The organism is Candidatus Manganitrophus morganii (assembly GCA_021651055.1).
GTDB lineage: Bacteria > Nitrospirota > Nitrospiria > SBBL01 > Manganitrophaceae > Manganitrophus > Manganitrophus morganii.
Window position 1 is genome coordinate 1920782 of the sequence record JAJHOH010000001.1, and the last position, 20724, is coordinate 1941505.

At 58.7% G+C, this 20724-nt stretch carries 18 protein-coding genes and 1 riboswitch; of the genes, 12 read left to right on the plus strand and 6 right to left on the minus strand.

The genetic code is table 11. From position 1 onward, the window contains the following. The first annotated feature begins 270 nt into the window (after positions 1 to 270). Entirely contained in the window at positions 271 to 1728 is a 1458-nt protein-coding gene (locus tag MCM46_08705) for a hypothetical protein (GenBank protein MCG3111885.1), read from the plus strand. Positions 1729 to 1755: 27 nt separating this feature from the next. Then, positions 1756 to 2961, plus strand: coding sequence for a geranylgeranyl reductase family protein (locus MCM46_08710; protein ID MCG3111886.1), 1206 nt, complete (start codon positions 1756 to 1758; stop codon positions 2959 to 2961). Between the two features lie 21 nt (positions 2962 to 2982). Here MCM46_08710 and hemW read toward each other — a convergent pair whose 3' ends face one another. Then, positions 2983 to 4104 carry a radical SAM family heme chaperone HemW gene (gene hemW, locus MCM46_08715; GenBank protein MCG3111887.1) on the minus strand — a complete coding sequence of 374 codons (1122 nt, stop codon included), beginning with the start codon at positions 4102 to 4104 and terminating at the stop codon, positions 2983 to 2985. After that, positions 4101 to 4811 (minus strand): TIGR04282 family arsenosugar biosynthesis glycosyltransferase, encoded by a 711-nt coding sequence (locus MCM46_08720; GenBank protein ID MCG3111888.1) that lies wholly within the window; start codon positions 4809 to 4811, stop codon positions 4101 to 4103. Before MCM46_08720 ends, hemW begins: the two co-directional genes overlap by 4 nt. 104 nt (positions 4812 to 4915) lie before the next feature. Here MCM46_08720 and MCM46_08725 point away from each other — a divergent pair, with 104 nt between their 5' ends. The 9 genes from MCM46_08725 (at position 4916) to MCM46_08765 (ending at position 13768) form a co-directional block, all read left to right on the plus strand. Beyond that, positions 4916 to 7219 (plus strand): PBP1A family penicillin-binding protein, encoded by a 2304-nt coding sequence (locus MCM46_08725; protein ID MCG3111889.1) that lies wholly within the window; start codon positions 4916 to 4918, stop codon positions 7217 to 7219. Then, the gene (locus MCM46_08730; GenBank protein ID MCG3111890.1) at positions 7195 to 8337 is read left to right on the plus strand and encodes a branched-chain amino acid ABC transporter substrate-binding protein; all 1143 of its coding nucleotides are present in this window, start codon (positions 7195 to 7197) and stop codon (positions 8335 to 8337) included. Before MCM46_08725 ends, MCM46_08730 begins: the two co-directional genes overlap by 25 nt. A gap of 57 nt (positions 8338 to 8394) precedes the next feature. Next, the gene (locus tag MCM46_08735) at positions 8395 to 8670 is read left to right on the plus strand and encodes a nucleotidyltransferase domain-containing protein (GenBank protein MCG3111891.1); all 276 of its coding nucleotides are present in this window, start codon (positions 8395 to 8397) and stop codon (positions 8668 to 8670) included. Beyond that, positions 8660 to 9067 carry a HEPN domain-containing protein gene (locus MCM46_08740; protein MCG3111892.1) on the plus strand — a complete coding sequence of 136 codons (408 nt, stop codon included), beginning with the start codon at positions 8660 to 8662 and terminating at the stop codon, positions 9065 to 9067. The genes MCM46_08735 and MCM46_08740 overlap by 11 nt, the downstream gene beginning before the upstream one ends. Before the next feature lie 61 nt (positions 9068 to 9128). Continuing rightward, a complete protein-coding gene (locus MCM46_08745) occupies positions 9129 to 9962 on the plus strand; it encodes a sterol desaturase family protein (protein ID MCG3111893.1) in 834 nt (277 codons plus the stop codon). 1 nt (position 9963) lies between these two features. Beyond that, entirely contained in the window at positions 9964 to 10866 is a 903-nt protein-coding gene (locus tag MCM46_08750; GenBank protein ID MCG3111894.1) for a branched-chain amino acid ABC transporter permease, read from the plus strand. Between the two features lie 13 nt (positions 10867 to 10879). After that, positions 10880 to 12010, plus strand: coding sequence for a hypothetical protein (locus tag MCM46_08755; protein ID MCG3111895.1), 1131 nt, complete (start codon positions 10880 to 10882; stop codon positions 12008 to 12010). Positions 12011 to 12086: 76 nt separating this feature from the next. Further along, complete coding sequence (locus MCM46_08760) at positions 12087 to 12593, plus strand: TlpA family protein disulfide reductase (protein MCG3111896.1); 507 nt, start codon at positions 12087 to 12089, stop codon at positions 12591 to 12593. A gap of 23 nt (positions 12594 to 12616) precedes the next feature. Beyond that, a complete protein-coding gene (locus MCM46_08765) occupies positions 12617 to 13768 on the plus strand; it encodes an HRDC domain-containing protein (protein MCG3111897.1) in 1152 nt (383 codons plus the stop codon). Positions 13769 to 13779: 11 nt separating this feature from the next. Here the strand turns inward: MCM46_08765 and MCM46_08770 are convergent, their stop codons facing one another. Next, entirely contained in the window at positions 13780 to 14235 is a 456-nt protein-coding gene (locus MCM46_08770) for an LEA type 2 family protein (protein MCG3111898.1), read from the minus strand. Positions 14236 to 14345: 110 nt separating this feature from the next. Then, positions 14346 to 14441, plus strand: a riboswitch (cyclic di-GMP riboswitch). Positions 14442 to 14593: 152 nt separating this feature from the next. Between MCM46_08770 and MCM46_08775 the strand changes: the two genes are divergently transcribed. Next, positions 14594 to 17287 carry a hypothetical protein gene (locus MCM46_08775; protein ID MCG3111899.1) on the plus strand — a complete coding sequence of 898 codons (2694 nt, stop codon included), beginning with the start codon at positions 14594 to 14596 and terminating at the stop codon, positions 17285 to 17287. A 123-nt stretch (positions 17288 to 17410) separates the two neighbouring features. Here the strand turns inward: MCM46_08775 and ureG are convergent, their stop codons facing one another. The 3 genes from ureG to ureC form a co-directional block, all read right to left on the minus strand. Then, complete coding sequence (gene ureG, locus MCM46_08780; protein ID MCG3111900.1) at positions 17411 to 18100, minus strand: urease accessory protein UreG; 690 nt, start codon at positions 18098 to 18100, stop codon at positions 17411 to 17413. Between the two features lie 120 nt (positions 18101 to 18220). Beyond that, positions 18221 to 18922 (minus strand): hypothetical protein, encoded by a 702-nt coding sequence (locus MCM46_08785; GenBank protein ID MCG3111901.1) that lies wholly within the window; start codon positions 18920 to 18922, stop codon positions 18221 to 18223. 50 nt (positions 18923 to 18972) lie between these two features. Beyond that, positions 18973 to 20691: an urease subunit alpha gene (gene ureC, locus MCM46_08790; GenBank protein ID MCG3111902.1), complete on the minus strand. Its 1719-nt coding sequence runs from the start codon at positions 20689 to 20691 to the stop codon at positions 18973 to 18975. Between the last annotated feature and the right edge of the window lie 33 nt (positions 20692 to 20724).

A 20724-nucleotide genomic window follows, 5' to 3' on the forward strand; every position in this document is an offset into this window, starting at 1 on the left:
TTCACATCGATCGAATCGCGTCCTTGGGACTATGTCGGCTCGCGGTGTCTCTGCTGCGGGCGGATCGAGGACCCGGTGATCTTGGCGCACGAGATGAGGGCACGGTCCCGTCGTTCCAGAGCGAGGGGTTAGCGTCGGAACGCTGCGGAACCGCGCAGAATCATCCATCTTGTCTGAAATCGTCCATTTTCGTTTTGATTGTGGAATCGCTCCGTCCCGATTCAGTATAATGGTCTGACCCCGACATTTGCTGATGAGCGGAGCCCCACGATGGATGCTTTTTTCTCGACCCCCCTGGAAACCAGACTCGCACGCCATCTGACCGAATCGCCCGGGCAGGCCGCCCTCACTCTCTTTCACTCGGTCGTCGCCGAGGTTCCCGCCTACCGCGACTTCCTAAAACGCGAAGAGATCGATCCAAACCGGATTCAAACGTCTGCCGACTTTCAAACCCTCCCCCTTCTCACGAAACAAAATTACATGACCGTCTACCCGCTCCCGCAGCGCTGCCGCGGGGAAAAGCTGCACAACTGCGAGATGATCGCCGTCTCCTCCGGATCGACCGGAACACCCCTCTTCTGGCCCCGCTCTCTGAAACATGAGCTCGACATCTCCTTTCGTTTCGAGCAGATTTTCAGGGATGCTTTCCAAGCCGACCGCCGCCCCACGCTGGCGGTGATCTGCTTCGCTCTCGGCACCTGGGTCGGCGGGATGTACACCGCCGCCTGTTGCCGGTATCTTGCCCAGAAGGGTTACCCGATCACCCTCGTCACGCCGGGGAACAACAAGAGCGAGATCTTCCGAGTGATTGAGACCCTGGGTCCGCACTTCGAGCAGGTGGTCCTCGCCGGCTATCCGCCGTTTATCAAAGAGGTAATCGATCATGGGATTGCGCAGGGGATCGACTGGAAACGGTATCGGATCAGAATGGTCTTCGCCGGCGAGGTCTTCAGCGAAGAGTGGCGAACGCTGGTCTGCGAGCGGGTTGGATCGAGCGATCCGGTCCATGACACCGCCTCCCTCTACGGAACCGCCGATGCCGGGGTGCTGGGAAATGAGACACCGATTTCCATCACCCTCCGACGATTTTTCGCCACCCACCCCGACGCAGCGCGGAAGCGGTTCGGAGAATCCCGCCTCCCGACGCTCGTCCAATACGATCCGTTGAGCCGCTTCTTCGAGGTCACGCCGGAGGGAACCTTGATCATCACCGGCGACAACGGCGTGCCGCTCATCCGTTATCATATCGCCGACAAAGGGGGGGTCGTTCCTTACGAAACAATGCTCCGGTTCGTGAAGGAGAACGGCGGAGATCCGTTGACCGACCTGCGCGGCGTCTATCCCCTCCCCTTCGTTTATCTCTTCGGCCGGGCCGACTTCACCGTCTCCTACTACGGCGCGAACGTCTACCCGGAGAATGTCACCGTCGCCCTGGAGCAAGAGCCGATCAAACAGTGGGTTACCGGGAAGTTCGTCCTTCAGGTGCAAGAGACCGAAACGAAAGACAAGCGCTTCAGTGTGGCCGTCGAGCTCCTGCCGGGGATCACCGGCGACGAGGAGAAACGGCAGGCGATCGCCGCATCGATTCAGCGGGAGCTGCTGCGGCTGAACAGCGAGTTCGCCCACTACGTTCCCGCCGCGCGCCAACGGCCGGAGGTGACGTTGAAGCCGTCCGGCGATCCCGATTATTTTCCGGTCGGGATAAAACATCGATACACGAGAAAGTAGTTTGACATCCCTCATCTCAGGTTTGCAATGCGCTACGATGTGATTGTGGTGGGGAGCGGTCCGGCCGGAAGCACCGCGGCGCGGGAGTGTGCGGCGCGGGGAATGTCGGTTCTGCTCCTCGATAAGGCGACCTTCCCGCGCGACAAACCGTGCGGCGGCGGAATCACCCTCCGCGCCGCGCGTCTTTTGCCGTTTGATCTTGCCCCGGTCGTCGAACGCTCGATTTGCGGGCTCGACCTGACCTTCTCCGGCCGCGGCGGCTTTGCCCGCGATGCAGCGCAGCCGCTTTTCCATCTCGTCCAGCGGAACCGGTTCGATCATTTCTTAGTCGAACAGGCGGTCAAGGCCGGCGCGACTCTACGGGAGCGGACCCCGCTCCGCGAGATCGAGCGGGAGCGCTCCCGGGTGATCGTCCGAACAGGCGGCGAAACATTCGAGGGCCGGACCTTGGTGGCGGCCGACGGCGCGAATGGGGAGACCGCCAAGCGCGCCGGACTCACCGTGCCCCGTTGGCGCATCCTCGCCCTGGAAGGGAACATCACCCCGGACGGCCGCTTCCCGGAGCGGTGGCAAACCCGCGTCGGGATCGATCTCGGCGCCGTCCCCGGCGGATATCACTGGCTCTTTCCGAAGGGGAACCATCTCAACATCGGGATCGGGGGGTTGCCGTCGGTTGGATCGGCCCTGCGCCGGAAGTTCGAGGAGGCGGTCCGCGGTTACGGTTTCGACCCGGCCACGCTCTGGGGGGTCCGGGCCGCCCCCCTCCCGATACGCCGTCCCGATACGCCGCTGATCCATGGCAACCTCCTTCTGGTCGGCGATGCCGCCGGCCTGGTCGATTTGCTGACCGGAGAGGGGATCTACGGCGCGATCTGGAGCGGCCGGGCGGCGGCCAAACATCTTGCCGCACACTTGGATGGGAAGGTCTCCGATCTGGAAGGCTACCGGCAGGAGGTGGAACGGGAGTTGATCCCCGAGCTTCAGATCGCCTTCCAGATGTGGTCTCTCTTCCACCTCGCTCCCGCCGTTGCAGCCAATCTGCTCTGGCGCCGATCGATCGGGCCTCTCAGCCGGCTCATCGGCTGGACCCGCTTCTGCCGGTTGACCCAAGGGGAAGATCGTTATAGGGATATACGGAGAGACTTGCGACCGCTTTGGTCGATTCTCGATCTGGTGCTCCGGCCCACGGCGTTTCCGTTCGCCTCGAAAATCTTTGAGACGTTCCAGCGGTAGGGCTCACATGAATGATCGGGATCAGAGGAAAGCGACGGCGACCTCATCCGCCAAAAGCAGCCCTTTAGGGGTCAGCCGGATCTCTTGTTGATCGATCAAAAGAAGCCCCTCCAAGATGAGTCGGTCGGCGGTCCTTCGGAGGGAGGGGTCTTCCTCCAGGAATTCGAGCGGAATTCCTTCCGTCTTTCTCAACCCGAAGATGATCCGGTCTTTCCGCAACATCTCCGGGCTCACCTTTTCGGTGCGATCGACCGGAAGATGCCCCGACGCGATTTTCTCCAAATAGGCCTGGAGCGAGTCGGTGTTCGCGCGGTGTTCCCGATCGAGGTAGGTGTGGGCCGAGAGGCCGACGCCGAGGACCTCGCTCCGATCCCAGTAGAGAAGATTGTGGCGGCATTCGTAACCGGGCCGGGCGAAGTTGGATATTTCATAGTGCCGATAACCGGCGGCCCCCAGGCGCGCTTGCGCGGTTTGATACTGCATGATCGCCTCCTCCTCGGTGGGAAGAGAGAGAAGCCCGGTGCGGGCTTTCTTATCAAAGAGGGTTCCCTCTTCGATCGAAAGCCCATACAAAGAAAGATGCTCCGGGGCAAGGTCGATCGCCGCCCGGAGGGTGGCCTCCCAGGCTGAACAGGATTGATCCGGGAGCGCATAGATCAGATCGATCCCGATGTTAGCAAAACCGGCTGCCCGGGCCGCGGCGAAAGCGGCGCGCGCGGCCTCCGCCGTGTGGCGCCGGCCGAGCGCTTCGAGGTGCGCATCGGAGAATGACTGCACCCCCATCGAGAGGCGATTGATTCCTCCCTCCCGAAGCGGCAAGAGATTCCCGGGATGGATCGTCGCCGGATGCGCCTCCAACGTCACCTCGGCATCGGGGGCGACAGGAAACCGTTTCCGACAGAGCGCCACAAGACCGGCAAGGACCTCCGGCGCGTAGAGACTCGGCGTCCCGCCTCCTAAATAAATAGTGGCGATGACCCGATCCCGCCAGAGCGGCGCGTCGGCATACGCGGCGATCTCCTTTTGAAGGGCGTCGGCATACCGCGATGCAAACCCCTCCCGGTATCCCTGAATATTGAAGGCGCAGAACGAGCAACGGGAAAGACAAAAAGGGAAATCGATATAGAGTCCGATCGGCTTCATCCCCCTCCCCCTTCTCGGCCTTCCCATGAAAGGGAGCGAAGGAACTGGTGCGTCTCCTTCGGAAGCGGGGCTCCTTGCCGCTCGTGGAGGGCGAGCGTCTCTTTAAGAAAGATCAAATCGCCCGGCCGGTCAATGTCATACCAGAAGGGAAGCAGCGCGCAGCCGCGCTTCTCGGCATTGATCCTTCGCAGGGTCGAAATCAAGACCTGATCGCTCCCCCATTGAATCCCGCTGAAGAGATCGGGGAGCGGCGGCCGCGCGCCGATCAGATAGTAGCCGCCATCGAGACTCGGCCCGATCACGAGCGGCGACTGTTCGAGGCGATCGACCGCCTGCCGGATCAGATCGGCCGGCAGAGTCGGCGCATCACACCCGATGAGGACCACCCGCTGAAACCCCTCCCCGAACCCCCAATCGAAGGCGTTCTTCATTCGCTCTCCCAGGGTTTCTCCTTCCTGTGAAATCAGCGGAATCGACCGCTCCCGTCCGCACCGGACCAGGAAAGGGTGACTGGCCGGCGGGGCCGACGCCAACGCCCGTTGAACCGGGAGAGAATCGGTCAGGGCAAGGGTATCGAGGATCATGGCGGCTTGCAGCCGGGCCCGTTCCTCCGGATGAAGAATCGATTGAAGACGGCTCTTCACCGATCCCGGTTCGGGAGCTTTGGCGAAGATGATGATGATCGCCTTTTTTTGCGTCTCGGTCATGGAGGGTTCCTACAAGATTCTTCGGTCGAGGATTATCATGATTCACCGCGCCTGTCAACGGAAACAGCCTTTTCCATTGAATTTACAAGGAAAAGATGGTATAAATGCTTCTAATGAAGAAAAAACGAAAAAGCCGACCTCTCCGCATTTTCCTGGGATTCTTTCTCCTGATTCTCTCTTTCACTGCGGTCTACATCGCCTACCTCGATTATCAGGTGGTGAAAAAGTTCGAGGGCCAACGGTGGAAGCTCCCTTCCAAAATCTACTCGGCACCGCTTGTCCTCTCTCCCGGCCTCGATATTGATAAGAGCCACGTGATCTCCCGCCTCAAACGATTGAACTACCATTCTGTAAAACGGCCGGTCAAAAGGTCAGGGGAATACTACCTCTCTCAAAGCGGGTTGGAGATCTTCCTCCACGACTTCGCCTACCCCGACCGTCTCCAGCAGGGAATCCCCGTCAGCCTCTCGTTCTCTTCGGGAAAGCAGATCGATCGGATCGTCGATCTTTCTCTGGCGGAGGATCTCGACCGGGTTCCGATCGAGCCGGAAGTGATCGGGGGATTTTATGAAGGGACCTGGGAAGAGCGAAGCTTAATCGGGCTGTCGGAAGCCCCGCCGATTTTGATCGACGCCATCCTCGCCATGGAAGATCGCCGCTTCTACGAACATGGAGGAATCGACCCGCGCGGGATCTTGCGCGCCGCTTGGGCCAATCTTCGCGCAGGCGGGATCGTCCAGGGAGGAAGCACCCTCACGCAGCAGCTGGTCAAAAATTTTTATCTCGACAGCGAGCGGACCTGGAACCGAAAACTCAATGAGGCGATCATGGCGCTCCTCCTGGAGCGGCACTACAACAAGGAAGAGATCCTCGAAACTTATCTGAACGAAATTTATCTCGGCCAAAACGGGATCATGGGAATCTATGGGATCGGCCAGGGGTCGTGGTTCTACTTCGGCAAGCCGCCGGGCGAGATGACGATGGGAGAGTCGGCGCTCCTGGCCGGGATCATTCGCTCTCCGAATACCCTCTCCCCTCAGAAAAATCTGAAGAAGGCGATTCAGCGCCGCAACCTGGTCCTGGAAACCCTCTTCGCGGGAGAGAAGATTACCCTTCCTCAATACATCAACGCCCGCGCCGAGACCGTTTCCGGCCGCAAGGTGAAAGAGCGGTTGAATGCCGCCCCCTATTTCGTCGATGAGGTTCGGCAGCGTCTGGCGGCGGCCTACCCCGGTGATCTTTTGAACTCCGGCGGGCTTCGGATCTTCACCGCGCTCGATGTGGAGCTTCAGCGGATCGCCGAGGAAAAGCTCCGCAACGGGCTTCAGATGCTGGAGCGGCAATATTCCCACCTGAAGCGGGCCGAACCGGGTCGGCAGATTCAAGGGGCCTTGGTGGCGATCGATCCCAGGACCGGGGAGGTTCGGGCGCTGGTCGGGGGACGCGACTACGGCACCAGCCAATTCAACCGGGTGACGCAGGCGCGCCGCCAGCCGGGATCGCTCTTCAAGCCGTTCGTCTATCTGGCCGCCTTCGAGGAGGCGGCCAATGGAAGAGGGCCGTATACGCCGATCAGTCAAGTGGAGGATGCCCCGATCACCCTGCAGGCGGGGGGCCGCGACTGGTCGCCGCAGAATTACGATCGGAATTATCTCGGGCCGGTGACGCTGCGGGCCGCGCTCGAGCAGTCGCTCAACACCGCGACCGTTCGTCTGTCGCAAGAGGTGGGGATCGAGAAGATCAGCAACGTTGCCCGCGCGTTGGGGGTGACCAGCCCTTTGAAAGACCTCCCTTCCCTGGCGCTCGGGACCTCGGAGGTTTCGCCTCTGGAGATGGCGGTCGCCTATGCGACATTGGCGAGTCAGGGAATCAAGCGGGATCCCCTCTTTGTGGAGGGGGTCATCGATCCGGCCAATCTCCGCCTCGACTCCCCCGATTCGGAAGAAGTTCTTTTCCCGGAAGTGATCTCGCCGCAGGCGGCCTTTCTCGTCACCCATTTGATGAAGGGGGTGATCGAATCGGGCACCGGGCAAGGGGTTCGGAGGCTCGGTTTCGATCGTCCGGCTGCCGGGAAAACCGGAACCACCAGCGATGAGCGGGACGCCTGGTTTGCCGGCTATACCCCCGATCTGGTGACGGTCGTTTGGGTCGGGTTCGATCAGAACGACCCGGTGGAGTTGACGGGAGCCACGGCGGCATTGCCGATTTGGACCGCTTTTATGAAAGAAGCGGTCGCGGCGACATCGCCGACCGACTTTTCCCCGCCGGCCGGGATCGTCTTCGAACGCGTGAACGAAAATGGAAAGACCTGTCTCGATGGGAAAGAAGAGGCCTTCATCGAGGGAACGGAGCCGACGCAATCATGCCGAGGGGGAGTTTTTAAATGGTTCGAGCAGCTTTTCTTTTAATCGCAATTTTCGCAAGCGTCCTCGCCGGCTGTCAGAAGGAAGCGGCGGGTCCTTCCGAGATTGTCATCGGCGTCGCCGGTCCGATGACCGGCGATCAGAGCAAGCTCGGGGGGGATATCGAACGGGGCGCCCGCCTGGCGGTGGAGGAGTGGAACGCGCGCGGCGGGATCAACGGGAAGAAGATCCGCTTGGAGGTCGGCGACGATCAGCACGACCCCAAGCAGGCCGTCTCTGTGGCGAACAAGCTGGTGAATTCCGGCATCGTCGGGATGGTCGGACATTTTAATTCGAGCGCGTCGATCCCCGCCTCGGCTGTCTATCATTCGTCCGGGGTCCCGATGATCACCCCCGGATCGACCAACCCGAAACTGACCGACCAGGGATTTTGGAACGTCTTCCGCGTCTGCGGCCGGGACGATCAGCAGGGAAAGGTGGCTGCCGACTTCGTCGGAGGACAACTCAAGTTAAAGAGAGTGGCCATCCTCCACGACAAGACGACCTACGGCCAGGGGCTGGCCGAGGAGTTCCGAAAAAGTCTTGCCGCCCATCCGGAGAGCGAGGTCGTCTCCTTTGACGGGGTCACTCAGGGGGACAAAGATTTCAGGGGCATCCTTACCTCGATCAAAGGGAAGAATCCGGAGCTTTTTTTCTTCGGCGGGGTCTTTCCGGAGGGGGGACAGCTCGCCAAGCAGGCGAAAGAGGTCGGCCTCACCGCCCCGATGCTCAGCGGCGACGGGGTCATCGATCCGAAGTTTATCGAGATCGCCGGAGCGGCGGCGGAAGGGACCTATCTCACCTTCACCCCCGATCCCGAAAACATGCCGGAGGCAAAAGGATTTTTGGAAAAATACAAGGCCAAACATGGAAACGAGCTCGCCCCCTACGCCATCTACTCCTATGACGCCGCAAACATCCTTCTGACTGCGCTCGCGGAAGCCGAGAAGGAGGGAAAGATCAAAGATGGGAAGCGGGTCGCCGAGATCATGCGGAATGTGAACTATGACGGGGCGCTCGGCCACATCGAGTTCGACGAAAAGGGAGACGTCAAGAAGTCCCCCTACATCGTCTGGATCACCAAAAACGGCAAGTTCGAGGAGTTTTGGAAACCGCAGGGATAGATGATGGTCAACGATACAGGTTTCCGAAATTTAATTGACGAGATTATCGGAAAGATCGTGAAGGAATACCGGCCCGAAAAGATCATCCTCTTCGGCTCCTACGCTTATGGGACCCCGGATCAAGACAGCGATATCGACCTTCTCATCATCAAGGATACGCAAGAGCGTCCGATTGACCGGCGGGTGGCTGTATCAAAAATCATCTATGACCCCAAATTGCGCGTCTCCATTGAGCCGATTGTTATCACTCCAGAAGAAATAAACCAACAAGGCATGAAAGATCCTTTCTTCAGAGAGATCCTGACAAGAGGCCGTACACTCTATGCAGCGTGAAGATTCGGTTAATCCAAAAGACTGGTTTCGAATTGGTGATAAAGAAATCAAGCGGGTTGAAATTCTTCTCAATGCGGGCGATCTCGAAGGTGCAGGTTTTAATATCCAGCAAGCACTCGAAAAATATCTCAAAGGATATCTTCTCTCCAGAGGCTGGAAACTCCGAAAGACCCATAACCTCATTCTATTGCTCAACGAAGTCATTGTTCATGGACCTTCGTTCAGCACGTATATCGACCCTTGCCAAAAGATTACTCAATACTACGTTGAAGAGCGCTACCCCTCCTTTATGGAATCGAGATTCTCTCCAGAAGAAATAAAAGAATCATTGCAGATCGCTAAAAAGATCATCGATCAAATCAGAACCTTAACGAAACTTGATGAAAGAGATAGATGACTTACTCTGCCCATTCTGGAAAAGAGGTTGACTTGAATACCCGTGAATCTACTAGAGAACGATGGATATTCTCTTAACCCCCACCGGTCTGCGCAGCCTGGCCGGCTTCGCCGGTCTCTTTCTGTTCATGGCGATCGAGAACCTCTTCCCTTTTCGAAAACGGGTCGATCCGATTTTTCGCCACTACGGTCTGAATCTGCTGATCGCGGGGGGGAACACGCTCTTCCTCGGCATCGCCTTCGGCGGGGCGGTCGTCGCTTACGCCCGGTTTTTGGAGACGCGCGGGATCGGGCTGCTCCATCTCTTTCCGGCAGGGCTCGGCTGGAATATTTTTCTTTCCCTGCTCTACCTTGACTTCGTCACCTATTTGTGGCACATGGCGTATCATCGGGTGCCGCTCTTCTGGCGACTCCACCGGGTCCACCACACCGACCGGGACCTCGATGTCACGTCGGCCTCTCGGTTTCACCTGGCGGAGATCGGCGTATCGATTCTTCTGCGGTTGGGGGCAATCGCCCTTTTAGGGCCGCCTTGGATCTCCGTGGTGATCTTCGAAGGAGCGCTCCTTCTGGCCGCGCAGTTCCAACACAGCAACTTCAAAATTCCGGAGCCGTTGGAGTCGGCCGTGCGTTGGGTTTTCGTCACCCCCGACATGCACCGGGTTCACCACTCGGATGTTCCGGCGGAGACCCATTCGAATTACTCGACGATCTTCTCGTTTTGGGACCGGTCGATCGGAACCTACCGGATGGCGCCGCAGGAGCGGTTGAACATCGGCTTGAAGGAATACCCGAATCCGGAAGACCGCACTTTTTTGAAGCTGATGGTGATGCCGTTCGGCCGAGGCTGTAGCAGCGCCATCGCCGAAAGTACCCCGAAAGAGATACGGACCTAGCATGTTTTTACAACAATTGATCAACGGCCTTACCCTCGGCGCGGTGTATGCGCTGGTGGCGCTCGGCTACACGATGGTCTACGGCATTTTGGGGCTGATTAACTTCGCCCACGGCGAGATCTACATGATCGGCGCCTATCTCGGGATCATTTTCCTCGGCCTCTTCACCGTCGCCGGCCTGACCGAATCGCATCTTTTCCTCTCGCTCATTCTGACCTTTCTCCTCTCGGCGGTGACCTGCGCCGGATATGGGATGACGTTGGAACGGATCGCCTACCGGCCGCTTCGGCACGCTCACCGGCTCGCGCCGCTGATCTCGGCGATCGGGATGTCGATCTTTCTTCAAAATTATGTGATGTTGACGCAGGGATCGGGCGACAAGGTTTTTCCCCACATTCTTCCGACCGGTCCGATCGCCGAAACGGGCCTTCCGATCAGCGGGATTCAGATCTTCATCCTCCTCGCTTCGGTCGTCCTGATGGGGGCGCTGCAATTCTTTATTCGAAAGACCCGCTTAGGGAAGGCGATGCGGGCGACGGCGCAGGATAAAACGATGGCGTCGCTCTGCGGCATCCCGATCGACCGGGTGATCATGGTGACCTTTGCGATCGGGTCGATTCTCGCCGCCGTCGCCGGGGTGATGGTGGCGATGTATTACGGGGTGGTCCATTTTTTTATCGGCTACGTCGCCGGCATCAAAGCCTTTACCGCGGCGGTCCTCGGCGGGATCGGAAACATCCCGGGCGCCATGGTCGGCGGGCTGCTGCTGGGACTGGTCGAAAGCCTCGGCGCCGCCTACATCTCCAGCGAATTTAAAGACGGCTTCGCCTTTTTGATTTTAATCTTCGTCCTCATCTTCCGTCCCTCGGGCCTGCTCGGCGAAAAGGTACCGGAACGGGCGTGATCAAAGGAATAATTTGTCGATCTCCGTGTTAAAGAATTCGCTATTGATCGGCCTCTGGATGGGGCTGCTCACGCTTCCCTTCATGGGGTGGCAAGAGGCGGGGAAACTCGCCTTGATCCTGGCGGCCGGCGGGATCTTCTGGCAGGGGATGATGATCTGGGGGAGGAGCGAGCCTCTCCATACCGGAATGACCCTCTTTCGAAGGCGGGTGAGGGAAATTGGAGAGACGATCGCCCGGGTGAATCGGGCGGCGCTCTTCGCCGGAGGGGGTGCCCTCTTCCTCGTCCTTCCTCTTTTTCTGAACAACTACTATATCGACATCCTGAGCCTGGCGGGACTCTACGCATTGCTGGCGGTCGGGCTGAACATTACGGTCGGTTACGCCGGTCTTCTCGATCTCGGTTACGCCGCCTTCTATGGGATCGGGGCCTATGTTTATGCCCTCCTCTCCACCGGCATCGGCCTCTCTTTCTGGCTCGGTCTTCCGCTCGGCGGGGCGATTGCCGCCGCGTTCGGCGTGATCCTCGGGATGATCACGCTGCGCCTCCGGGGGGATTATCTGGCGATCGTGACCCTCGGATTCGTCCAGATCATCTACCTGGTCTTCAATAACTGGGACTCGGTCACGAGCGGCCCAAATGGAATCTTGAGTATCGGGCGGCCGGAGCTGCCCGGATTCGTCCTCCGTCAGCCGATTCATTTTTATTACCTCGTTCTCGCGCTCCTCCTCGTCACGGTCCTGGCCATCTACCGATTGACCCATTCTCAAATCGGCCGGGCCTGGATCGCGATCCGGGAGGATGAGCTCGCCGCCTCGGCGATGGGGATCAACACCACCCAGATGAAAGTCCTCGCCTTCGCATTGGGGGCCGGGATCGCCGGGGTGGCGGGGGTCTTCTTTGCGGCCAAGTATACGTTTGTCTCGCCGGAGAGCTTTACCTTTCTCGAATCGGTCCGGGTCCTCTCGATGGTCGTATTGGGGGGGATGGGGAGTCTTCCCGGCGCGATCCTCGGCGCTTTCCTCCTGACCGTCTTGCCGGAGCTTCTCCGGGGCCTGGCGAGTTATCGGATGCTGATTTTCGGCGCGGCGCTGGTGGTCATGATGATCTTCCGTCCTCAGGGTCTCCTCGGAAAGCGTCATTAGATCTACGTAAGGCAGCTTGCGAAAGGGCGGGGGCTGTGATAAAAACGAGTAAGACCGAAATAAAGGAGAAAATCAGATGAGAAAGAGCCTTTCCTTCGTGATGGTGCTTCTCTTCTCCCTTTTCTTGATGGGAGGGGTCCACGCGGATGCCGGCGGCCCCAAAGTCCCGCCGTTTGAGCTTCTTTCCCTCGACGGGAAAAAATACACCGACAAAGACCTGCTCGATAAGCCGACCCTGCTTATCTTCTGGGCCTCTTGGTGCGGGACCTGCCAGCATGAGCTGCCGAAGGTCCGTGACCTCACAGAAAAGATGAAGGGGAAGCCGTTTCAGGTCATTGCCATCGGGTTTAAAGATTCGGAGGCGAACATCCGGGGCTATGTAAAATCACACCCCGATGTTTTCAATTTTCCCGTCCTCTACGATCCGAACGATCGGATCTCCACCCGATTCGGAGCGCAGTTCACCCCCACCCTCTTTCTATTGAATAAAAAGGGGGAGCTGGTCCTGCATCATTTTAGCGGAGGCTTCTTCGAACGCCGGGAATTCCAGGAAGCATTGCAACAACTCTTAAAAGAGGCCTAACCAAACTGGACTGTCAGACTGAAATGGATTTTCATTACGACTACATCACCACACCGGACGCCTTCCGCGAAGCGATTGATGCCTTGCGCGGCGCCCCTATCATCGGCGTCGATACGGAGGGGGACTCTCTCTACAGCTATCAGGAGAGGGTCAGTCTTATTCAGATCTCCGGAGCGGAGCGGCACTTCATCTTCGATCCGCTCCTTCTTGAAACGGTGGAACCGCTCGGCGCGCTTCTCGAAGAACGATCGATCTTAAAAATTTTTCACGGCGCCGACTATGATCTGGTGTCGTTGAAGCGCGACTTCGGGTTCAACATCGGCCCGATCTTCGACACCGCCTTGGCGGCGCGCGCGTTGGGGGTTCGAGAATTCTCCCTTCAGAATCTGATTGCGCGTTATTTCCAATTAAACCTTTCGAAGACCCATCAAAAATCGAACTGGTCGATCCGTCCCCTTCCGAAGGATCAATTGGATTACGCCGCCCAAGACACCGCCTACTTGGTTCCGCTCTACGAGCTTCTGAAAAAGGAAATCGAGGAAAAAGGGAGGATGGACCAAATCGAAGAGGAATGCCGGCTGCTGGAAGCGATCACTTGGAGCGGGAAAACCTTCGAGCCGGATGATTACCTGCGCATCAAAGGGGCGCGCGTCCTTCCCGCCGCTTCTCAAAAAGTTTTGCGGGAGCTCGCCGTAGTGCGCAACCAGCTGGCTAAAAAGAGAAACCGCCCGCCGTTTAAAATCATCTCTAATGATGATCTCATTAAGATGGCCAAAGAATCGCCCCAATCCGAGGAGGATTTGAAGCGGCTTTTCCCCAGGGAAACGGCGCCGGTCTTTCGAAATCCGGCCCTCTGGCTGAATGCCGTGGCAAAGGGACTGACAACGACCGATCCGCTCCCGAAAGTCGAGCGAAACGGCAGCGCCCCGCTTACTCCCGAACAAGAACGATTGTTGACCCGCTTGAAAGAGTGGCGAAACAAACAAGCGGAGCAAGAAGGGGTGGAGCCGGCGATGGTGGTCACCAGCGGCGTGCTGCGCGATATCGCCAAGCGGACGCCGAAATCGATCGAGGCGCTCCGGGAAGTCGCATCCCTTCGGGAGTGGCAGATCCACCGCTACGGAGAACTCCTCATCAAGGAAATCTCCACCCCGCCCAAGGCCCGTAAAGAGTGACCCCCTCCGGATTACCTCTTTCCAGCATGATGAAGCTGAAAACGCTTCTCCGTCCCCATTGCCTGCAAGGTGATCTCCCCCTCTAATCGATAGTCGATCTCCTCCGTTTTTTGTCTCAATAGCGGCGCCAGCTCACGCGCCTCTTTGAAGCTCATCTGCACCGGCAGGACAACATCGATCGATTCGTGCCTCGGCAGCTCGAAGGGAGATGTTATCTCTCCCTCCGCAATTTTCACTTCATGTAAATAAAACTGATACGTCAGATGCCGGACGGTCACGCCGACGGGGTTCGGATTGATAATGCGTAGAGCCAGACCCACCGAGGCCCCCGAAAGATCGATCCGGTCGATCCGAATTCCCTGCAGGCGCCATTCCGGCTTGGAAAGAAACCGGGCCGGCGAGCAGCCGAAGAACGCCTGGAGGAAAAAAAAGACAAAAAGGGAGGAGGATACAAACCGTTTCTGCATCCGTTGAGACTACGGCATTGAACAATCTTTGTCAAAGGTCTCTTTTTTCCTCTTCCGCCCTTGACAAAATATTACTTTTTGGTATCTTTTACCACGAACAAAGTCTGAATCCAAGATAAAGGCAAACCAACCGAAAGGTTGGGGCGCAAAGCTTCAAGGCTTCGCCGGGCGAAAGGAATCGCCGGCATGCTAGTTGGGCTGCCCTGGATAAATAAGAATCGCTCTATCCTTATTTATATGCGCAGCCCATTTCTAGAGTTTGGAAATGGGCTTTTTTATTTTGCAAGGATGCAAACGAGATGCTGCCCGTTTCAGGTCGTCCGAGAGAACACATCGAAACACAAACAGGAGACAACACATGAATAGGTTACTTGCAGTGGCTTCGGCTTCATTGATCTTGAGCCTCAGCCTGGCTGCCTGCGGCGGCGGGGGCGGAGGAAGCAGTTCATCGGGGGGCGGAGGTTCTCAGTCGGCCGGTTTCGAGGTGCCGACCGAAATATCCGCAGTCCCGACCAACCTTTCCGGAAGCGTCGGAGGGGTCACCAAGCCCGGCCTCAGATCGAAGCTTTCCGCGTTGAAACAGGCCGCGACCGACCCGAATACCGACTACAGCAAAGCGCAGACGGTAAAGTTCGTGAATGAGCACACCTTGGAACAGTTCGACATCATCGAACAGGTCCTCTCGGCGCTGGCCCAGACGAACTACGCCGACGAGGCCAACGTGAATCAAGGTCCTTATAAAGCGATGGTCGCCTTCCAGGACGAACAGAACGGCATTGAGACGAAATCGCTCGAGCCGTGGGTGGTTGACTCGGCGATGATCGAGGAGGACGGCCAAGATGTCAATCGCGTCCGACTCTGGATCGAGGAGTCGCGGGACGGGGTGACCATGGTGGTCAAAGGCGAATTTAAGATCTTTCAATCGGCCACACGTCGAGACGATGGCTCTTACAGTGACTACGGCGTCTGGACGTTGAATGTCCGGTTCGGCGACTCGGCTTCCGACTTCTTCGCAGCATCCGCCGACATCGACGCAGACGGCCGTGCGGTCATTAAGATCAATGAGAGCAGCCCGGGCGGCCCAGGTGGCAGCCATCAGATGAAGGCGGTCATGAACCGCTCGGAGACAGACGGCTTCGGGAAGGTGATGTTCCCCGACTTCGAGAGCTGCACTCAGCCCAACTGCACGCCGGACCCGGTGGAAGCGAAATATGCCTACAACACGGCCCATCTCGCCATTCAAAAAGGGGCGGGTGCCGTCCAGTATAAAGACCGGACCTCCATCACCGAGATGACTCATCGGTATGGAATGTTCGATAGCGAGACCGGACAGGATGTCATGAAGAGCAAGTCGTTCGGTTTCCCGGTGGAGTTCACCGACACCGAGGGACACCGCCAGTTCGCCTACTACGGGGCTTGGCAAGGGCGCCATCAGCTCTGGGCCGGCAACGGAGCGGTCCCCGCCGGAACCACCGTCAAACGTCAAGACCGGGGCAATCAGGATACCGCGGAGACCTACACCGTCGCGACGCAGCTTGACGGAACCTTCACCAAGCGAACGCTGGTGCCGGGCGCCCTGAACGACATCAGAGGGATCGCCGTCGAGACCTGGATCAATAAACACTTTAACCTTCTGCATAATGGGTCGACGTGGCAGGCCTGCGACGGATGGATCGACCGCTTCGATCCAAACAACCCGATCTGCACCAGCGGATCATTTTCTACTTTCGCTGATTTCGACATACTGGTGGTGAGCGAAGGCGACCGCAAGTTCGTCAATATCGGCCGCTGGGATAATGTTAATAATATGCCGGAGAATTACGTCTATCTCAACGCCGATCCCGGCTTGAGCGGCTATAACGGCGTCGGTTTCTATAAGGCTCAGTTCCCCGAGCCCGGCACCCCGGGAGGCATGACACCGGTCAGCCCCGCTGTAAAGCTTGCTGAAACCGACGGCACCGACCTTTTTGTCGATATCGGCGGCTCCATTTACATCTCCTACACAGGAGAATTCGGCGGGCCGACCACCACGACCGGCTGGGTGCAGAAAGAGTTGACCGGTTTCGATGAGAGCACCTGGACGCCGGAGTTCGGCACCGGAGATGCGGCCTTTACCCCGGATCCGGGACGTGAGTATTACATCAACAGCCACGGAGCCAACTTCATCGTGCGCCGTAAAAACAACAGCGTCATGGATGCAAACGCTTATGACGTGATGATTGAGCTGCAGAGCGCCGCCAATCCGACCAACGTTGCATCGATGCTTCCTTCGGGGGCTGATTATCTCCGCTCTCCGTGGCGGCAAGATGTGCGTTACACCTTCATTACAAGCGCCGGTACGAACTTCCTCCTCTTACAGTATCTCTCGGATGATCCAAATACCCCGGATGTGGATGAAAGCGCCGTGCCGACCGTCGTCACCAACGGCGAATGGGGTCTGCAGGCCTATGACACAAACGGCACGCCAAACGACTTTACCGACGACACACCGCTTCAAGCGGATGGCACGCCGGTAACCGTCGATCAATGGGGCATTCCCACGGATCCGACCATTCGGCCGGTGCAGTTCAACTGGGAATATGCTCAAGAAGGGACCGGTTGGGGCGCACAGCAGTTCTTACTCGACGCGAGCAGCAACTACGTCCTGCTGAGCGATCCGATTCGTCTCGTTCCGGTGACACTGACCAGCAATGCGGGAGAGGAGAAGTCTCTCGCGCTTCAGTATGACGGCTGGATGCATGGGTTGCCGGATCTCTTCCATGAACTCTTCAAGAACGGCCACGTGATGACTGATGATATTTCGGACAAGATCATCAATATCCCGGCCGGTACCGAGGTCACCGATGCCGATGACGCGGCTAAGAGCTACCTGGTCAAACCGCTCGAAGTCAGTCAGTTCCTGGATGTCGTTTCCGATCCGGGCACCCTCGACATCAGCGTCGCCGATGCCATCGACCTGAACACGGTTCCCGTGTTTGTCGAGCACAATATGGGTGCCATGCCGGAGACCACCGGCGTGAAGTACTCGGAAGGTGTTTTAGTAGAGGAATAGATTCAACGGAGTACCCCGCCCGCCAGGGCGGGGGATCCACGGCGTCGGGCAACGTCGTGGGATGATACACCCTCCTGTGCCCGCGCGAAGAGGGGACGCCGAAAGGCGCCCCCTCTTCTCTATTTATGGACGAGGAAGAACCGCTTTCTTCTCTACCGATAGCGCCTCGGCAAGAATTTCTTCGACCCACCGGCAGACCTCATCCAGGCCTTCCAGCTTTTTGAGATTGGTGAAGATGTAGGGACGATCGGCGCGCATTCTTTTCGTATCCCGGTCCATGACACCGATGTCGGCTCCGACATATGGGGCGAGATCGATTTTGTTGATGACGAGCAGGTCGGATCGGGTGATCCCCGGTCCCCCCTTTCTCGGAATTTTATCCCCGGCCGAGACATCGATCACATAAATCGCCCGATCGGCCAACTCCGGGCTGAAGGTGGCGGCGAGGTTATCCCCGCCGCTCTCGACGAAGATTAATTCCAAATCGGGAAACCGATGAACCAGCTGATCGATGGCATGAAGGTTTCCCGAGGCATCCTCCCGGATCGCCGTGTGTGGACAGCCGCCGGTCTCGACGCCGATGATCCGCTCTTTTTCCAAAGCCCCCGCCCGGATCAGAAACTCGGCATCCTCCCGGGTGTAGATGTCATTGGTCACGACCGCCAGCTGATACCGATCCCGCAGCCGCATGCAGAGCCGTTCAGTGAGGGCGGTTTTCCCGGAACCGACCGGACCGCCGATCCCGATACGGACCGGCAGACGGAGCTGCCGCGGCGTCGGAGCGACTGGTTCATGATGATGAAATCCTCCCATGACGTCCCTTTCTAAAATTGATCGGTTTTCGTAGGGGCGATCCTTGTGATCGCCCTTTGTTCCCATATCAATATTGGGCGAATACACGATGATACAGTGCAGGCAAGATTCGCCCCTACATCACGATTGAAACAGTCTCATCTCGGCCATTTCATGCCGCATGCTGCGAATCTCCAAAGCGGGCTGGAACGAAGCGGGGGCCGCATCCCGTTCCGAGAGAACGTGCTCCAGCGCTCCCCCCTCGCAAACCTCTTTCCAAATCCGAGCGAGAATCCGTTGCCCCTCCCCCTGGCCGATCGGCAAAAGCCGCAGCCCCGCCGAGACCTGCCCTGACGCCATTCCATAAACGTAACCGATCAGCGTCGGAACAAGCGCCCGTTCAGAGGCCACGCCCGCCAGCGCAAAAGCCACGGCCGGATCGCCCCGAAGTTGTCCCTCCTTCAATGCTTCCAGACATCCTCTCGTCCACGAAGAGGGATAAAGATCGGCCGTCATCTGAATCCATCGCCGCCCGATGGCCCGGCTCCCCTCCCGAAATTCCATCGGCAGCCGCATCGCCATTCCCTCTTCATCCAAAGCGGAGAGCGTCTTCAAGTCCGCCTGCACGGCTGCCGCATACGCTTTCCTGATGAGGACGCACTCCCCTGGAAAGACGGAATGGGCCATCTTCGCCCGAATCGACCGGAAAAGCCCTTCCCCATCCCGGACCGCTCCCTCCCGGACCGCTTCTTCGAGACCGAAGGAGTGGGCATAGCCCCCTGCCGGGAAGAGAGAATCGCACCATTGAAGGAGACCGAGGAGATCTTTTGGAGAAAGGTTCATTTCCAATCCATGCATGTAGTAGGGGCGTATTGCATACGCCCCTACACCGTTTAAAACAAAAAATACCGCTGGGCCATCGGGAGTTTCTCCGCCGGCTCGCAACGGAGGAGGACCCCATCAGCCCGGACCTCATAGGTTTCCGGGTTCACCTCGATCCGCGGGAGCGCATCGTTCAGCCACATCTCCCGCTTTCCGATCCGCCGGCAGCCCTGCACCGCAACGGTCCTCTTTCTCAGTTCCAGGCTCGCCGCAAGGTCGCTCTCCGCCGCCGCCTTGGAGAGAAAGGTGATGCTGTTTTCATAGGGCGCCCCGCCGAAGGCGCCGAACATCGGACGATAGAGAACCGGCTGCGGGGTGGGGATCGAGGCGTTCGGATCGCCCATCGCCGCCCGGAGAATCATCCCCCCCTTGACCACCCGCTCCGGTTTCACCCCGAAGAAAGCCGGCCGCCAGAGGACCAGATCGGCCAACTTTCCCACTTCGAGCGATCCGACCTCTTCGGAGATCCCATGCGCAATCGCCGGGTTGATCGTGTATTTGGCGATGTACCGCCGCGCGCGGAGGTTGTCGCTCCCCTCCCCCTCCTCCGGCAGCGGGCCGCGCTGTCCCTTCATCTTGCTCGCCGTCTGCCAGGTCCGGAGGATCACCTCCCCCACCCGGCCCATCGCCTGGGAGTCGGAGGCCATAATCGAAAAGGCGCCGAGGTCGTGAAGAATATCCTCCGCCATGATCGTCTCGGGGCGAATCCGGGAGTCGGCAAAAGCGACATCTTCCGGGAGCGAAGGATCGAGGTGATGGCAGACCATCAGCATGTCGAGATGTTCGTCGATCGTATTGACGGTGAACGGCCGGGTTGGATTGGTCGATCCGGGCAGGATGTTCGGCTCCCCGCAGAGGCGGATAATATCGGGGGCATGGCCGCCGCCGGCCCCTTCGGTGTGATAGGCATGGATCGTTCGCCCGGCGATCGCTTCGATCGTCGCCTCCACGAAGCCGGCTTCGTTCAACGTATCGGTATGAATCGCCACCTGGACATCATATCGATCGGCGACCGTCAGCGCGGTGTCGATGGCGCGCGGGGTGCTCCCCCAATCTTCATGGAGCTTCAACCCGATCGCCCCGGCGAGGATCTGCTCCTCCAGCGGCGCCGTCGACGACGCGTTCCCCTTTCCGAGAAAACCGAGGTTGATCGGAAAGCCGTCGGCCGCCTGGAGCATCCGGGCCAGATTCCAGGGCCCGGGGGTGCAGGTGGTCGCGTTGGTCCCGGTGGCCGGACCGGTTCCGCCGCCGATCATGGTCGTGATCCCGGAGGTGATGGCTTCGTCGATCTGCTGCGGGCAGATGAAGTGAATGTGGGAGTCGATCCCGCCGGCGGTGACGATCATCCCCTCGCCGGCGATCACTTCGGTGGCGGCGCCGACCACCATCCCGGCGGTCACGCCGTCCATGATCTCCGGATTCCCCCCTTTTCCGATCCCGACGATCCGGCCCCCTTTGATCCCGATATCGGCCTTCACGATCCCCCAGTAATCGAGGATCAACGCATTCGTGATGATCAGATCGAGCGCCCCCTGGTCCGACGTCGCTCCCGATGACTGGCCCATCCCGTCGCGGAGGACTTTCCCCCCGCCGAACTTGCACTCATCCCCATAAACGGTCAGGTCCCGTTCGACGCGGATAATTAAATCGGTGTCGGCCAGGCGAACCCGGTCTCCGGCCGTCGGCCCGAACATCTCGGCATAGACCCGCCGCGGGATCTTTAACGCCATTGTCTCTTCTCCATCATGAATTGTAGGGGCGAC

Coding starts and splice junctions, on each gene's coding strand:
- MCM46_08705 (MCG3111885.1), top strand. CDS start 271: ATGGATGCTTTTTTCTCGACCCCCCTGGAAACCAGACTCGCACGCCAT.
- MCM46_08710 (MCG3111886.1), top strand. CDS start 1,756: ATGCGCTACGATGTGATTGTGGTGGGGAGCGGTCCGGCCGGAAGCACC.
- hemW (MCG3111887.1), bottom strand. CDS start 4,104: ATGAAGCCGATCGGACTCTATATCGATTTCCCTTTTTGTCTTTCCCGT.
- MCM46_08720 (MCG3111888.1), bottom strand. CDS start 4,811: ATGACCGAGACGCAAAAAAAGGCGATCATCATCATCTTCGCCAAAGCT.
- MCM46_08725 (MCG3111889.1), top strand. CDS start 4,916: ATGCTTCTAATGAAGAAAAAACGAAAAAGCCGACCTCTCCGCATTTTC.
- MCM46_08730 (MCG3111890.1), top strand. CDS start 7,195: ATGGTTCGAGCAGCTTTTCTTTTAATCGCAATTTTCGCAAGCGTCCTC.
- MCM46_08740 (MCG3111892.1), top strand. CDS start 8,660: ATGCAGCGTGAAGATTCGGTTAATCCAAAAGACTGGTTTCGAATTGGT.
- MCM46_08745 (MCG3111893.1), top strand. CDS start 9,129: ATGGATATTCTCTTAACCCCCACCGGTCTGCGCAGCCTGGCCGGCTTC.
- MCM46_08750 (MCG3111894.1), top strand. CDS start 9,964: ATGTTTTTACAACAATTGATCAACGGCCTTACCCTCGGCGCGGTGTAT.
- MCM46_08760 (MCG3111896.1), top strand. CDS start 12,087: ATGAGAAAGAGCCTTTCCTTCGTGATGGTGCTTCTCTTCTCCCTTTTC.
- MCM46_08765 (MCG3111897.1), top strand. CDS start 12,617: ATGGATTTTCATTACGACTACATCACCACACCGGACGCCTTCCGCGAA.
- MCM46_08770 (MCG3111898.1), bottom strand. CDS start 14,235: ATGCAGAAACGGTTTGTATCCTCCTCCCTTTTTGTCTTTTTTTTCCTC.
- MCM46_08775 (MCG3111899.1), top strand. CDS start 14,594: ATGAATAGGTTACTTGCAGTGGCTTCGGCTTCATTGATCTTGAGCCTC.
- ureG (MCG3111900.1), bottom strand. CDS start 18,100: ATGGGAGGATTTCATCATCATGAACCAGTCGCTCCGACGCCGCGGCAG.
- MCM46_08785 (MCG3111901.1), bottom strand. CDS start 18,922: ATGAACCTTTCTCCAAAAGATCTCCTCGGTCTCCTTCAATGGTGCGAT.
- ureC (MCG3111902.1), bottom strand. CDS start 20,691: ATGGCGTTAAAGATCCCGCGGCGGGTCTATGCCGAGATGTTCGGGCCG.